The organism is Thalassospira sp. (assembly GCF_040218635.1).
Taxonomy (GTDB): domain Bacteria; phylum Pseudomonadota; class Alphaproteobacteria; order Rhodospirillales; family Thalassospiraceae; genus Thalassospira.
In genome coordinates this window covers 1,004,362-1,018,363 of sequence record NZ_JAVJRB010000012.1, presented here as the reverse complement: position 1 = coordinate 1,018,363, position 14,002 = coordinate 1,004,362, and the positions used below count along the sequence as shown (strand labels likewise).

Below are 14,002 nucleotides of genomic sequence, written 5' to 3'. Positions count from 1 at the left end.
GCTACCACAACAGTTTCTAAAATCAAAAATCGTTCTACAGGATGGCTCATGCGTTTCGTAACGGCAGAAGAAATCGATAAATTTGTCTCGCCCCGTGATCTGGTCGAGGCCCTTCGCGACGGGTTCAATCAAGGTTGCGAAGCCCCCTTGCGCAGCCATTTCAACATGGAACGCAGCACCGAAGATGATGCAACGTTCCTGATTATGCCAGCCTGGCAAAAAGACGGTGCAGCAGGGGTTAAAATCGCCGCTGTTGTTCCGGGGAATTCGGCGCGGAACCTTCCGGCGGTTTCGGGCACCTATGTTTTGCTTGATGCACTCACCGGGCAACCATCCGCTGTGATTGACGGCACCAAATTGACGACGCGCCGCACGGCTGCGGCCTCAGCATTGGCGGCAGATTATCTTGCGCGCAAAGATGCCAGCGACATGGTCATGGTCGGGTCGGGTGCCATGGCACCACAACTGATCAAGGCCCATGCATCGGTTCGCCCGATCAAAAATGTCACCATCTGGAACCGCAATGGTGAGAAGGCCGGTAAACTGGCTGCTGAAATTGCCGAACTTGGCTTTAACGCCAAGGGAACGGATGATCTGGAAGCCGCGTGCAAAACAGCCGATCTGATTTCATGTGCGACCTTGTCGACCGAACCGTTGGTCCGGGGTGATTGGCTGCGCGATGGGACGCATGTTGATCTGGTTGGCGCGTTTAAACCGACCATGCGCGAGACCGATGACGCGGTGATGGCAAAATGCCGCATCTTTGTTGATAGTTTTGAAGGGGCGAGTGCCGAAGGCGGCGATGTCGTTCAGGCGATCAACAGTGGCGCAATCGCCAAATCCGACATTATCGGTGATCTGTTTGGCCTGACCCGGGGTGAGGTCAAGGGCCGTGCAAGTGACGGGGAATGCACCGTGTTTAAATCGGTTGGTCATTCGCTTGAAGATTTCGTGGCGGCCGTGGCGGTTGTGAAAGCAATTGAAAAATGATCAGTGCGGATCTGTTTGCGCCAGAACCCCTTGAAGCCTATCGCGGCAAGATCAAGCAGGAATGGATTGATTTTAATGGCCATATGAATGTTGGCTATTACGTTGTGGCGTTTGATCTTGGTTCGATGGCGTTTCTCGATGGGGTCGGGATGGGGTTTGCCTATCCGGAACGCCGGGGTGGTTCGACCTTTGGTCTGGAAATGCATGTGACCTATGATCGTGAAATCCACAAAGATGATCCGTTTGTGATCTTTACCCGCGTTCTGGATTGCGATCAGAAACGCATTCACATGTATCATGAAATGCGCCACGGAACAGAAGGTTGGCTGGCGTCAACCAACGAGATCATCACCATGCATATCGATATGGAAAAGCGGCGATCAGCCCCGTTTCCAAGCGATATCATGACGACCCTTAACCGGATCAAAGAAGCCCACGCAGACCTTCCCGTTCCATCGGGTGTCGGTCGCAAAATAGGCATTCGCCGGAAGTGAAATGCAAAACCCCGCATGATGAAAATGCGGGGTTTTGATTGGGCCGTACTTGTCCGACATGGTTTAAGGCCGTGTTGCGCCATAAACCCGGCATTGTTCATCTGCATCATGATTGACATCCTGATCGCGGAGATAGGTCAGGCCAAGTTTTTCAAGCAATCTGAGGGACGGCACATTGTCGGGCAGGCAATAGCCATAAATCTTGTCAAAGCCAAGAGTGTTCCAGCCGTAATCAATCAGTGCCGTACAGATTTCAAAGGCATATCCCTTTGACTGATAGGCGTCCGTGATGGCGAAACCGATATCTGGCGCATCAAGGCTATCGCGTTGGACGAAACCGATCAAACCGATTGGCGTGTTAGAAGATTTTTCGCACACCACAAAACTGCCAAACCCGTATTTTGCATAACTTGCAAGAAACCGTTCATCAATATAGGCGCGTGCAGCATCGAGATCATGAACATTGCGATCCCCGATAAAGCGATGCCATCCCGGTTCATTGACAAGTTTCAGGATAAAGGCAGCATCGTCATGGGTTGCGTGTCGTACAATGGCGCGTGGGGTTTGCACAATTATCATCAAACTGTCCGTGTTATGGTGGTGGCGTAAATTCAATACTATCTATAGCGCGAAGACGAAAACAACGATCTTGAAGCCAAACCAGTCGGAGAACACCAATGCCCGGAAAACCGATGAAACTTACTTTTGACGGTGCGCATGGTGCCAAACTGGCCGCACGTCTGGATTTGCCCGAAGGGCCGGTTAAGGCATATGCCTTGTTCGCCCATTGTTTTACCTGCAGCAAGGATCTGACCGCATCGCGCAAAATTGCGGAATCCCTGACCATGGAAGGGATCGGGGTGTTGCGGTTTGATTTTACCGGGCTTGGCGGGTCGGGTGGGGATTTTGCATCAACCAACTTTACATCCAATCTTGACGATCTGGAACGGGCGGCTGATTTCCTGCGCGACGAATACGAAGCACCCAAAATCCTGATTGGTCATTCATTGGGGGGCGCTGCGGTTCTCGCGGTTGCCGGACGGATCAAGGAAGCAACGGCCGTCGCGACCATCGGTGCGCCCGCCGATGTTGATCATGTAACCCATAATTTTAGCGAACATCTTGCAACGATCAAGGAAACCGGGGAGACAGAAGTTTCTCTTGGCGGGCGGCCTTTCGTCATCAAGCGCCAGTTTGTCGATGATCTGGCAAAGCATAATCTTGCCAATGCGGTAGGGCAGATGAAAAAGGCGCTTTTGGTGATGCATGCGCCGCTTGATCAGACGGTTGGGATTGAAAATGCCGGTCGTATCTTTGACGCGGCAAAGCATCCCAAAAGCTTTGTCTCGCTTGATCAAGCTGATCATTTGCTCCGTGATCCTGAGGATGCAGGGTATGCTGCGTCTGTTATTGCGGCATGGGCCAAACGCTATATCCCGGCATCAAAGGAAGAACCGGTCGAGATCGTCGAAGGTGTGATGGTGCGCGAAACCGGACTGGGGAAATTTCAGTCCATGGTGATGACAGGCCATCATCGCATGTTGGCCGACGAGCCGGAATCTGTCGGTGGTTTTGATAGCGGTCCGTCACCTTACGGGTTCTTGTCTGCGGCATTGGGCAGTTGCACGGTGATGACCGTGCGTATGTATGCCGATCATAAAAACATTCCACTTGAAGCCGTGCGGGCGGAAATACGCCATGACAAGGTGCATGCCGATGATTGCGCCGAATGTACGAAGGATCATTTGCCCAAAAGCGGGAAAATAGACCGGTTTGAACGCAAGATAACCTTCATTGGCGATCTGGATGCGCAGACCCGTGCGAGGTTGCTTGAAATTGCCGATAAATGCCCGGTCCATCGGACGCTGGAGGCGACATCCCTGATTGTGACATCAGAAAAACCAGCCTGATCTGATCAGGATGATACGCATAAAAAAAACGCCCGGCAGAAATGATCCTGCCGGGCGTTTGATATTTATCGATCGTTGATTACGGCTTTGCTGCAATCACGATGAATTCAACAAGGTAATCCGGGGTGGCAAGCTTTGCTTCGCCACATGCGCGGCCCGGGGTGTGACCCTGTGGGACCCATGCATCCCAAACTGCGTTCATTGCAGCGAAATCTTTCATGTCAGCCAGCCAGATGGTGGTTGAGAGGATATTTTCTTTGCTTGAACCACATTCAGCCAGAAGCGAGTCAACTTTTGCCAGGCATTCTTTGGTCTGGTTGGTGACGTCGCTGGTTGGCTCGCCAACCTGACCTGCAAGATAAATGGTGTCGCCATGGACAACGGCCTGGCTCATACGCGGGCCGGTGTGGAAACGTTTAATGCTCATGAAACTCTCCTTGTGGGGTTTGATATATTTTTCAACAATAGGAATTAGCTAGCACGCTTTTGCACGCCGCACCAGTCGGCAATAAACAGGGCAAGGACTTCGGTTACCTCCATCATGGAGGCGATGGAAACCCGTTCATTAATGCCGTGAATGGCCTCGGCCTTCGGGCCATAACATGTGGCCGGGATATTGCCGTAAATCTGGAAGAACCGGGCATCGGTTGTCGCGGTCGAGGCATAGTTTTTGATCGCTTTGCCGGTAACTTCCTGATGAATGCCCCCGATCATTGACATCATCGGGTGATTGACATCCATCTCGCACCCTTCGGCCTGAAAACCACGATAGGTGATGTCTATCGATGCGCCCTTACAGGCCGGATGGTTGTCAATCGCACTTTGCTTAACCGCCTCGATCGTTTCGCGCACTTTTTCAAGTTCCATACCCGGATAAAAACCAATCCGGATATCAGCCACGCAAATCGGTGGCACGGTTGATGCCCATTCACCGCCTTCAATCTTGCCAAGGTTGAAGTTCACCGGATGGACATGCGCGCCATAGGTCGCGTGACGATGGGTGGGGTGGTTCCAGATTTCTTCGACTTCCTTTAAGGTTTCAAAGAAGCCAAAGGCAGCCTCGATTGCGTTGCTGCCAGCGGATGTATCAAGAACATGTGCCGGGCTGCCCGACACATGGATTTGAAACCACATCACGCCAAGTTGCGCGATCATAAGGGTCTGATTAAACGGTTCGGGAATGATCGCGCAGTCGGCCGTGTGACCGGCATGAAGGCAGGCAAGGGCCCCATTTCCAGTGCATTCTTCTTCGACAACTGATTGCAAGATTACGGGGGCGGCTGGTTCCAGCCCAAGATCGTGCAGGGCCTGCAACGCATGGCAATATGAAATGATTCCGGCTTTCATATCCCCGGCACCACGGCCATAAAGCCAGTCGCCGTCGACATGCGGGGTAAACGGGCCGTGTCGCCATTTATCTGCCGGGCCCGTTGGCACCACATCCATATGACCGTTTAAGATCAGGCTGCGTCCGGTCGGATTTTTCGGGCGATGCAAACCGACAATGTTTTCGCGCCCGTCATAACCGTCAATGACCGGCGGGGAAAAGCCCGGCTGATCACGAAGGGCATCGATATCAATCGCCACCCGTTCAACATCCAGCCCCATTTGCGCAAACTGATCGGCAATCCAGTTTTGCGCAGATGCCTCATTGCCCAGAAGACTGTCGTGACGCACCAGTGCGCACAGATCATCAACTGCCTTTGATCGACGATTTGATACGGCTTTGCGAAGGGCTGTGCGATCAAAACTGGTCATTGGGGTTCTCCGTTCGGGCAGATGCCAATACCACGTGATTACTTACCTGTTGTCAGGCTGGATCGCGATGCCGAAAGGGCATCTTTGGTAACGCCAAGCTTTTGCATATGATCGGGAATGCCATTGCCACAAATGATGCTTGCGGCATATTCGCCCATGGCCGGTGCGGTCTGAATGCCATAACCGCCCTGACCGGCCAGCCAATAGAAACTGTTATCGGCCGGATCAAAGTCCGATACCGGATCGCCGTCTTTAAAGAAGCTGCGCAACCCGGCCCAGCTTTCGCCCGGACGGCGGACTTCGATGCTGGTTGCGGTCATCAGGCGATCAATCGTAATCGCGATATCAAGTTCTTCGGGTTGGACGTCATGTGGTTCGGTCGGTGTGGTATCAGCAGGGGAGACCAATAACCGTCCGGCGTCTTCCTTGAAATAAAGCGTCTCATCCATATTGGCGACCAGTGGCCAGCCATGGGCGTTTACATCTGCCGGAACGTCCACCATTACCGCTGTCCGGCGTTTGGGTATGATGCCAAGTGGTTTGACGCCGGCCTTGGTCGCGATGTCATCTACCCATGCACCCGCCGCATTGACAATGATATCGCCGCTATGGGTTTGCCCGTTTCCAAGGGTGACGTGCCATTTTCCGTCAGTTTTCGTAATCGAACTGACGTCTGCCTTCGTGATCAGGGTTCCGCCCTGTGATTTGAACTGGCGGATAAAGCCCCAATGCAGGGCATGAACATCCATATCCATGGCATCGGGTTCGTGGGCAGCGCCAATGATCAGATCGGTATTGATCACCGGAATGCGTGCTTTAAGCTCATCGGGGGTCAGGGCAATAACATTGGCACCATTGGCACGGCCTTCGGTCAAAATGGCGTCAAGTTTGGCTTCTTCACCCGGTGCTGCGGTCATGATGATGCCGCGCGGGCTCAGGATCGGGTTTTCCGTGAAACCGTCCGGTGGTGTGATGAGAAACGACCGGCTTGCCGTTGACATTTTACGAATGATCTTTGGGCCATAGGTCTCGCTATAGAGCGCGGCGGACCGTCCGGTGCTGTGATAGCCCGGTTGGTCTTCGCGTTCCAGAACGGTGACGGATTTTCCGGCCTTGGCCAAAAAGAATGCAGCGGACATTCCGGCAATGCCGCCGCCAATGATCAGGATGTCTGAATGTGTCATTTGGGGCCTTCTGATATCGTGACGTCGTTTCTGTCTTTGGTGGCGCTAAACCCGCTGATGAACTGATAGAGGTTCTCTGCCAGTGTATCGCTGACATAGCCACCTTCCTGCACTAGCACGGTTGGACAGCGAAGGGTGCCAATTTTTTCACCGATTTTGGCAAAACCATCCGGGCTTACAGTCAAACCCCCAAACGGATCATCGCGTGATGCGTCAAGGCCCAGCGCGACAACAACCGCATCGGCGCCAAAATCATCAATCTTGGCCAAGGTACGATCAAGCGCATCAAGGAAAACCCCATCGCCGCTGCCAAGGGGCAGGGGGATGTTATGATTAAAACCAATGCCGTCACCTTCGCCGGTTTCTTCGCCGTGTCCCCAAAAGAACGGATAGAAATCATGCGGATCCGCATGAATGGACAGGGTCATGACATCTGATCGGTCATAGAAAATATGTTGGGTTCCATTGCCGTGATGAAGATCAACATCAAGGATCGCGACCCGGTCATATTTTGCACGCAGTTCCTGTGCGGCAATCGCACTGTTATTGAGATAACAAAACCCACCAGCAATGGTGCGGCTGGCGTGATGGCCCGGTGGACGGCATAGGGCATAGGCACTGTTCGCGCCGCCATCGCGTACATGATGCGTGGCCGAAATCGCGGTTTGCGCACTGGCGTAGGCCGAATGCCATGTCGTTGCCGACACCGGACAGGATGTATCGCCCAGATGAAAACCCGCTCTTCCGACATGATGGCGCGGATAGGGGCCGTTGCGATCAAACGGATGGATGTTGGGAATGACCAGTTCTGATCCCCCTGCGGCTTGCCATTCGGGGTAAATCGACTGCAAAAAGTTTAGATAGCGCCCATCGTGAATGGCAGAAATCGGAGCCATGCCCGCATCATTCGGGGCATGCAGATCAAGCCCCAGACGCGATACCGCACCGCTTAGGATTTCGGCGCGTTCAGGGACTTCCGGGATTGGCTTCTTCTCGCCCGCGACAATGAATGTTTTGCCGTGGTGGCGAAGCTGATCGTCTGAGAAATAGGCATGCATCATGGCTGCCGCCTTTCACTTTGTGCGTGTCGTAACGGTGGTGGCGATTATGGTATCGTTATCGGGCGGGTTAGAAGGCGACCTGATCGCCACCTTTCAACCCAAGCTGAGCCCGTGCTTCGTCCGGTGTTGCGATTTCAAGGGATAGCCCATCAAGGACTTCGCGGATTTTGCGCACTTGAGACGCGTTGTCCGGGGCGAGTTCCCCTTTGCGTAGATACAGGTTGTCTTCCAACCCGACACGGACATTGCCGCCCATTGACGCCGCCATCGCGGCAAGCGGCATCTGATGGCGTCCGGCCCCAAGGACTGAGAACTGATATTGATCGCCAAACAGCTTGTCTGCGGTGCGTTTAAGATGGGCAAGGTTATCAGGATCAGCCCCGATACCGCCCAAAACACCCAAAACAAATTGAATGAAAAGCGGTCCTTTGATCAGGCCGCGATCAACGAAATGGGCCAGCGTATAAAGATGGCCGACGTCATAACATTCAAATTCAAACCGGGTCCCGTTGGCATCACCCAGGTCAGACAGAATGGTTTCGATATCGGAAAACGTGTTCTTGAAAACAAAGTCGCGGCTGTCTTCAAGGAACTTTGGTTCCCAGTCATGTTTCCAGTCGCGCTTTGTCGCCAAGGCCGGGAACAGACCGAAATTCATCGTGCCCATATTGAGTGACGCCATTTCCGGTGCTGCGATGCTTGCTGCACGAATGCGGTCCTTGACGGTCATGGTCATGCCGCCACCAGTGGAAATATTGATCACGGCATCGGTCGCGGCCTTGATCTTTGGCAGGAATTCCATGAACAGATCAGGATCGGGACTTGGAAAACCGGTTTCCGGATCACGCGCATGCAGATGCAAGATCGAGGCACCTGCATTGGCGGCATCAATCGCCTGCTGTGCAATGTCATCGGGGGTGATCGGTAAATGCGGGCTCATGGACGGGGTATGTACCGATCCGGTGATGGCGCAGGTAATGATAACTTTCCGGCTCATGAGAAGGCTCCGGCGACGATGAGTTCGTCCTGAAGGTCGCTTAAAGCGGACCGCAGCGGGATCAGGATATCGTCAAACTGTTCGGGTGTGATCGTCATTGGCGGACAGACCATGACATGATCGCCACGATATCCGCCGCGGGTGCGTCGCCAATAAATGATCAGGCCGAGATCATAGGCAATATCCACCAGACGGGCGGCGGCCATATGTTTGGGATCAAGCGGGGCCATGGTTTTGCGATCCTTGACCAACTCGATCGCCAATAAAAGCCCAAGCCCGCGGACATCGCCGATCATGGTGAAATCATCGGCCAGTTTGCCAAGTTCGGATTTCAACGCGGCACCGCTGGTCGCGGCATTTTCAAGCAATCCGTCTTGTTCAATCACATCAAGAACGGCATTGCCCGCCGCACAGGCAAGCGGGTTTCCGGCATAGGTGTAGCCGTGAATAAATCCACCATGATCAAGAACCGGTCCAACGATCCGATCAGGGGCGATCATGGCACCCAGTGGGGCATAGCCCGCAGCAAGGCCTTTGGAGACGGCCAGAATATCGGGTGTGATGCCCCAATGTTCGGCCGCGAAATAGGTGCCTGTACGTCCGGCACCTGTCATGACCTCGTCATAGATCAGAAGAATGCCGTATTGATCACAAATTTCGCGGATACGGCCATAGTAACTGTCGGGGGCAACAAGGGCACCTGTCGCAGCCCCGCCAACCGGCTCCATGATGAAGCCAAGGACGGTTTCGGGGCCCTGTTTGATGATTTCGGCCTCTAACATGTTGGCATATTTGATGCCGCGATCATGATCAGACAGATCATCGCGATCAAGATAACAGGTCGGGGCAGGAATTTTCGGCTGATCGACCATCATCGGCGCGAATGGCGCGTGCATCGGTGTGTAACCGGTCAGGGCAAGTGCGCCAAGGGTGGCCCCATGATAGCTTGGAAACCGTGAAATGACTTTGGTGCGTTGGGATTGGCCCTTGGCCAATGCGTATTGCCGGGCAAGCTTGATGCAGCTTTCAACCGCCTCGGACCCGCCAGAAACAAAGAAGACCCGTTCAAGATCACCCGGTGCACGTTCAGACAATCGCCATGCCAGCGTTTCGGCAGCATCGTTTTCAAAATGCAGACGATAGGCGAAGCTTGCCTTTTCAAGCTGCGCATTCATCGCGGCAATCACGCGCGGGTCGCTATGGCCGATATTGCTGACCATGGCACCGCTGGATGCATCGATATGGCGTTTGCCATCGACGTCCCACATATACACACCCTTGGCGCGGTCAATCAGCGGGCGACGTGACCGGCTTTGGTAAAACAGGCGGGACTCCCGGTTATGACCGACCGGGTTTTTGTCATTATGCGTCATTTCTGGTGGCTCTCCTGAACCGGTCCTGGACTTAGTCCTGATGACCGGGCAACAACACACAATTGCGTGCGGCGATATGCATAAAGATATCGGCACCTTCCTGATGGGGGCGGGCATCAATCGGATTGATGACCTGCCAGTCTCGGCCGTTGGCTTCGACAAAGTAACGGGCCTGTTGCCCCAGATAATCAACCGTTTTGATCTTGCCCGGAATGCTGATCACGCCATTGGTCGCCCCGTTCTGATCCGACAGATCAATTTTTTCAGCCCGGATAACTGCACGAACATCCTTTGATCCATTGGCCTTGACGGTTTGTTCATCCGTGGTCAAAAGCGTTTCACCGCTGCTAAGGTTTACATTGGTGAATGCGGCATCGGGGCTGCCAAGTTCTGCTGTGATGATATTGGAATGCCCAAGGAAGTCGGCAACAAAGGCAGATGCCGGATTGTTGTAAACGTCTTGCGGCGCACCTTCCTGTTCGACAAAGCCATTGTTCATCACGACCAGTTTATCGGACATGGCCAATGCTTCGGATTGGTCATGGGTGACAAAGACCGTGGCAATGCCCAGTTCACGCTGAATGCGTTTAAGCTCGACCCGCATTTCTTCACGCAGGTTGGCATCAAGGGCCGATAGTGGTTCATCAAGCAACAAAACATCAGGTTCGATGACAATCGCACGGGCCAGCGCGATACGCTGCTGTTGCCCGCCGGATAACTGATTGGGGTAGCGTTCTGCGACATGGGGCAATTGAACAAGATCAAGGGCTTGATTGACCTTTTGCGCGATGTCGGATTTCGACACTTTGCGGTATTTCAGGCCAAAGGCGATATTATCAAAAATCGTTTTATGCGGGAACAGGGCATAGTTCTGAAACACAAGCCCCAGATTGCGCTTGTGGATCGGCAGGCTGTTGACCCGTTTGCCCCGGATCAGCAAATCGCCTTCGGTAATGTCGGTCAAACCGGCAATCATGCGCAATGTCGTCGTCTTGCCACAGCCCGACGGTCCAAGGAAGGTCACAAAGCTGTTGTCGGGCACGGTTAAATCCATGCGTTTGACCGCGGTAAATTCCCCGTAACGCTTTACGACATTTTGCAGTTCAACGGCGTTTTCGGCGTCTGCCATTGTTAAATACCCTGTCAGAATGAATGTGCCTGTCTCAAGAATAAGGCAGGGGTGCCCTGGCCGGTTGTGCGAAGACCAGGGCACCGGTTCAGGTGAGCAAGCAGGGCTTAGTAGCCGCGCTGCACACGAGAGAAGGTTTTCGACCAGTCTGCTTCGTTTTCGTTCCAGTATGCCGGATCGAAGAAGCTGAGCGACGACAGTGTGCCTGACGGGTCAAATGCCGGCAGGGTCGGGATGATCTTGCCAAGTTCGACCTTTTCCGGATCAAGGGCCGGCGGATAGCTTTGACCTTCGGCAACGGCAATGGCGACTTCTGGCTCCAGCATGAAGTTCAGAAGTTCTTCGCAGGCTGCCATCGGGCTGCCACGCAGGACAAAGATACATTCCTGCCAACCAAGACCACCAGCCGGATCAAGATATCCAATGTCATGGCCCTGATCCTGCAACGCCTTGATGCGGCCTGACCAACCTTCGGTGACATAGATTTCTTCTTCTGCCAGAAGGCTCATCAACTCGGCCCCTGAACTCCAATATTTCAGAGCCAGATCACGGTGCGAACGGATCATGTCCCAAACGGCATCAATGTCTTTGATGTTGTTCGGATCCTGATCAGATTGAAGTGCGCCGTACCAGATACGGGTTTTCCATTCGCCCCAACCGCCGATCTTGCCTTTATAGGCTTCATCGACCATCAGTTTGGCACCTTTGGCCTTGGCTTCTTCATCAGAGATATGTTTGCGGTTATAGGCAATGCCGGTGGTGCCGTAATCATAAGGCACCGCCGAAATCGTCCCGCCGGTGATTTTGCGCAGTGGCTCGATCAGGCTCGAAATAACGTTTTTCAGGTTCGGAATGTTGGCTTCGTTGATTTCCGAGGTCAGTTCCAGACCGTGATAGCGGGCATAGTCAAACACACCTGAAAGGTGGGCGAGGTTGAACTCACCGGGCTGACCGGCTTTGACACGGGCGATATATTCATCCGCACCCCCAAAGGTGCCCGAGATAACATTGATGCCGGTTTTTTCGGTATAGGGGGCAAAAGCGTATTTTTCGAATGCTTCGGAAACAACGCCACCCCAACCGTCAAAGCGGACCTGTTCCGGGGTTGCGGCATGTGCCTTGCGGGCGAGCATACCCATCGGGCCGCCGGTGATCCCGGCAACAACACCGGCTGCGCCAAGTGCGGTCAAGAAAGTACGACGGTTGATATCGCCATCGCGGTAGCGATTAAGCAGGCGTTCATAGCGTTTCGTATCGTCCATTTAAGGCCTCCTGATAAAACAAATTTATCCGTTGATCGGTTTTGTTCTTGGTCGTTGGTTTCACAATGTTGTTTTTGGTTTTGGCGGTTTCCCGCAATATTAAAAACTTGGTCAGCTTGGATCCGCTTGGGTCAGGCGGGGTTCTCCGCCCGGTTGGATGCACGCCGTTTTCGCATGGATGCAACACGCGCGATCGATGCCGCAAGCAGGGGAAGTGCGATGGTAAAGATCACCATGACAGCCCCCAGCGCATTGATTTCCGGACTGATGGAATTGCGCAGCATGGCAAAAATCTGGGTCGGGACGGTTTCGACCCCGCCGGGTTTCCAGAACAGCGTGCCGGTAATGTCATCAAATGAAATTGTGAAGGAAAACAGCATTCCGGCCATCACCGCAGGCAGCATCAGGGGCAGGGTGATCTGGAAGAATGTCTGGATCGGTGTTGCCCCCAAGCTCATCGCGGCTTCTTCGACGTCACGGCGGATGGACACCAGCCGCGCCTGAACCACCAGCACCACAAAGGGCAGGGTAAAGACAACATGGCCCATCAACAGCAGGCCAAAGCTTTTGGGCATGGCAAGGAACTGCAGGAATAAAAGAAGGGCGACAGCCAAGACAACTTCGGGGATCAGGATTGGCGCAACCAGCAATGTGGATATGGTGCGTTTGCCCGGAAAGTCGTATCTGACCATGGCAAGGGCGGCAAGCGTGCCAAGGGTTGTTGAGATCGCACTGGTCAACAGCCCAAGCAAAAGGGACGTTTTAAACGCCCGCACAATCGCATCATTGTTCAAAAGTGCTTCAAACCAGCGCAGCGAGAACCCTTCAATCGGGAAGCCGCCAAACTGATTGGCATTAAAGGCAAGTAGGATCACAACCGCGACCGGCGCAAACAGGAACAGGTAAACAAGGATCGTTGCAATGCGGATCATTGACCAACCGGACATCATCATAAAACCCTTTCCTATTTGAAACTCTTGGCGATCTGATCGACGCCAAGGTAACGGGTATAGACGACGACCAGCGCGCCCAGCAGGGCGAGGAGGACAAGCGAAAGCGCAGAGCCAAGCGGCCAGTTCAACTGGGTGACGATGGCTTCAAACACAAGATTGGCAAACATCGCATCACGCGGCCCGCCCAGAACAATCGGGGTGATATAGGTGCCTGCGGCCAGGACAAAGCAAAGAAGCGATCCGGCGGCCAGTCCCGGAAATGACAGGGGCAGGGTGACTTCGCGGAAGGCCTGCCAGCCGGTGCAGCCAAGGCTTTGGGCGGCTTCGGTCAGGTTTTTGTCAATACCATCAAGGCTGACATAGACATTCAGGATCATGAAGGGCAGCAGATAATGCACCAGACCAAGGATCACGGTCGTCTGGTTATAGAGCATCTGGACCGGCTCATCGATGATGCCAATCGACAGCATGACGGTGTTGAGCGCACCCGATGTTCCCAGAATATTGATCCATGACATGGTGCGGATGATGTAGCTGATCCAGAATGGCAGCATCAGCATCAAAAGCAAAAATGCCTTGGATTTCATCGGGGTGTTGGCAACAAAATAGGCCGGGATGTAACCGACAAAAGCACAGATAACGGTGGTGTAAAAGGCAATGGCAAAGGTTTGAAACAGGATATCGCGATAGAACCGGTCGCCCAGAACTTCAATCCAGTTATCAAGATAAAAGCCGACCTGATCTGCCCCGGTCGCGGTGCGCAACCAGAACGAATACACGATGATGAACATCATCGGGATGATCAGTAGCAGACCGACTGTTGCCAGTGACGGCGATAGCAGTATCCAAGGAGCGCGACGCTCCCCAGCGATATCTGCGGCCATTTATGCC

At 53.6% G+C, this 14,002-nt stretch carries 14 protein-coding genes; 3 read left to right on the top strand and 11 right to left on the bottom strand.

Going from position 1 to position 14,002, the window contains the following annotated elements; translation table 11 throughout:
- Positions 1-48 precede the first annotated feature (48 nt).
- Together lhpI and RIC05_RS18690 are read left to right on the top strand one after the other, a co-directional pair.
- Complete coding sequence (lhpI, locus tag RIC05_RS18695; RefSeq protein ID WP_350046041.1) at positions 49-990, top strand: bifunctional Delta(1)-pyrroline-2-carboxylate/Delta(1)-piperideine-2-carboxylate reductase; 942 nt, start codon at positions 49-51, stop codon at positions 988-990.
- Positions 987-1,484 (top strand): thioesterase family protein, encoded by a 498-nt coding sequence (locus RIC05_RS18690; RefSeq protein WP_350046040.1) that lies wholly within the window; start codon positions 987-989, stop codon positions 1,482-1,484. The genes lhpI and RIC05_RS18690 overlap by 4 nt, the downstream gene beginning before the upstream one ends.
- A 63-nt stretch (positions 1,485-1,547) precedes the next feature.
- On the opposite strand, the gene RIC05_RS18685 is transcribed toward RIC05_RS18690, so the two are convergent.
- Positions 1,548-2,063 (bottom strand): GNAT family N-acetyltransferase, encoded by a 516-nt coding sequence (locus RIC05_RS18685; RefSeq protein WP_350046039.1) that lies wholly within the window; start codon positions 2,061-2,063, stop codon positions 1,548-1,550.
- A gap of 113 nt (positions 2,064-2,176) precedes the next feature.
- Between RIC05_RS18685 and RIC05_RS18680 the strand changes: the two genes are divergently transcribed.
- The gene (locus RIC05_RS18680; RefSeq protein WP_350046038.1) at positions 2,177-3,394 is read left to right on the top strand and encodes a bifunctional alpha/beta hydrolase/OsmC family protein; all 1,218 of its coding nucleotides are present in this window, start codon (positions 2,177-2,179) and stop codon (positions 3,392-3,394) included.
- Positions 3,395-3,473: 79 nt separating this feature from the next.
- On the opposite strand, the gene RIC05_RS18675 is transcribed toward RIC05_RS18680, so the two are convergent.
- The 10 genes from RIC05_RS18675 to RIC05_RS18630 all read right to left on the bottom strand — a co-directional run bounded on the left by RIC05_RS18675 (position 3,474) and on the right by RIC05_RS18630 (position 13,995).
- The gene (locus tag RIC05_RS18675; RefSeq protein ID WP_350043498.1) at positions 3,474-3,821 is read right to left on the bottom strand and encodes a RidA family protein; all 348 of its coding nucleotides are present in this window, start codon (positions 3,819-3,821) and stop codon (positions 3,474-3,476) included.
- Between the two features lie 44 nt (positions 3,822-3,865).
- Positions 3,866-5,152: a M20 family metallopeptidase gene (locus tag RIC05_RS18670; protein ID WP_350046037.1), complete on the bottom strand. Its 1,287-nt coding sequence runs from the start codon at positions 5,150-5,152 to the stop codon at positions 3,866-3,868.
- Between the two features lie 38 nt (positions 5,153-5,190).
- The gene (locus RIC05_RS18665; RefSeq protein ID WP_350046036.1) at positions 5,191-6,336 is read right to left on the bottom strand and encodes an NAD(P)/FAD-dependent oxidoreductase; all 1,146 of its coding nucleotides are present in this window, start codon (positions 6,334-6,336) and stop codon (positions 5,191-5,193) included.
- Complete coding sequence (locus RIC05_RS18660) at positions 6,333-7,397, bottom strand: histone deacetylase family protein (protein WP_350046035.1); 1,065 nt, start codon at positions 7,395-7,397, stop codon at positions 6,333-6,335. The genes RIC05_RS18665 and RIC05_RS18660 overlap by 4 nt, the downstream gene beginning before the upstream one ends.
- Before the next feature lie 67 nt (positions 7,398-7,464).
- Positions 7,465-8,394 carry a 3,5-dioxohexanoate:acetyl-CoA acetone transferase gene (gene kce / locus RIC05_RS18655; RefSeq protein ID WP_350046034.1) on the bottom strand — a complete coding sequence of 310 codons (930 nt, stop codon included), beginning with the start codon at positions 8,392-8,394 and terminating at the stop codon, positions 7,465-7,467.
- Positions 8,391-9,767 carry an aminotransferase family protein gene (locus RIC05_RS18650; RefSeq protein ID WP_350046033.1) on the bottom strand — a complete coding sequence of 459 codons (1,377 nt, stop codon included), beginning with the start codon at positions 9,765-9,767 and terminating at the stop codon, positions 8,391-8,393. Before RIC05_RS18650 ends, kce begins: the two co-directional genes overlap by 4 nt.
- A 31-nt stretch (positions 9,768-9,798) precedes the next feature.
- Positions 9,799-10,896, bottom strand: a complete 1,098-nt coding sequence (locus tag RIC05_RS18645; RefSeq protein WP_350046032.1) for an ABC transporter ATP-binding protein — start codon at positions 10,894-10,896, stop codon at positions 9,799-9,801.
- A 107-nt stretch (positions 10,897-11,003) separates the two neighbouring features.
- Positions 11,004-12,158, bottom strand: coding sequence for an extracellular solute-binding protein (locus tag RIC05_RS18640; protein WP_350046031.1), 1,155 nt, complete (start codon positions 12,156-12,158; stop codon positions 11,004-11,006).
- A 131-nt stretch (positions 12,159-12,289) separates the two neighbouring features.
- Positions 12,290-13,111: an ABC transporter permease gene (locus tag RIC05_RS18635; RefSeq protein ID WP_350046030.1), complete on the bottom strand. Its 822-nt coding sequence runs from the start codon at positions 13,109-13,111 to the stop codon at positions 12,290-12,292.
- An 11-nt stretch (positions 13,112-13,122) separates the two neighbouring features.
- A complete protein-coding gene (locus RIC05_RS18630; RefSeq protein ID WP_350046029.1) occupies positions 13,123-13,995 on the bottom strand; it encodes an ABC transporter permease in 873 nt (290 codons plus the stop codon).
- Positions 13,996-14,002 lie beyond the last annotated feature (7 nt).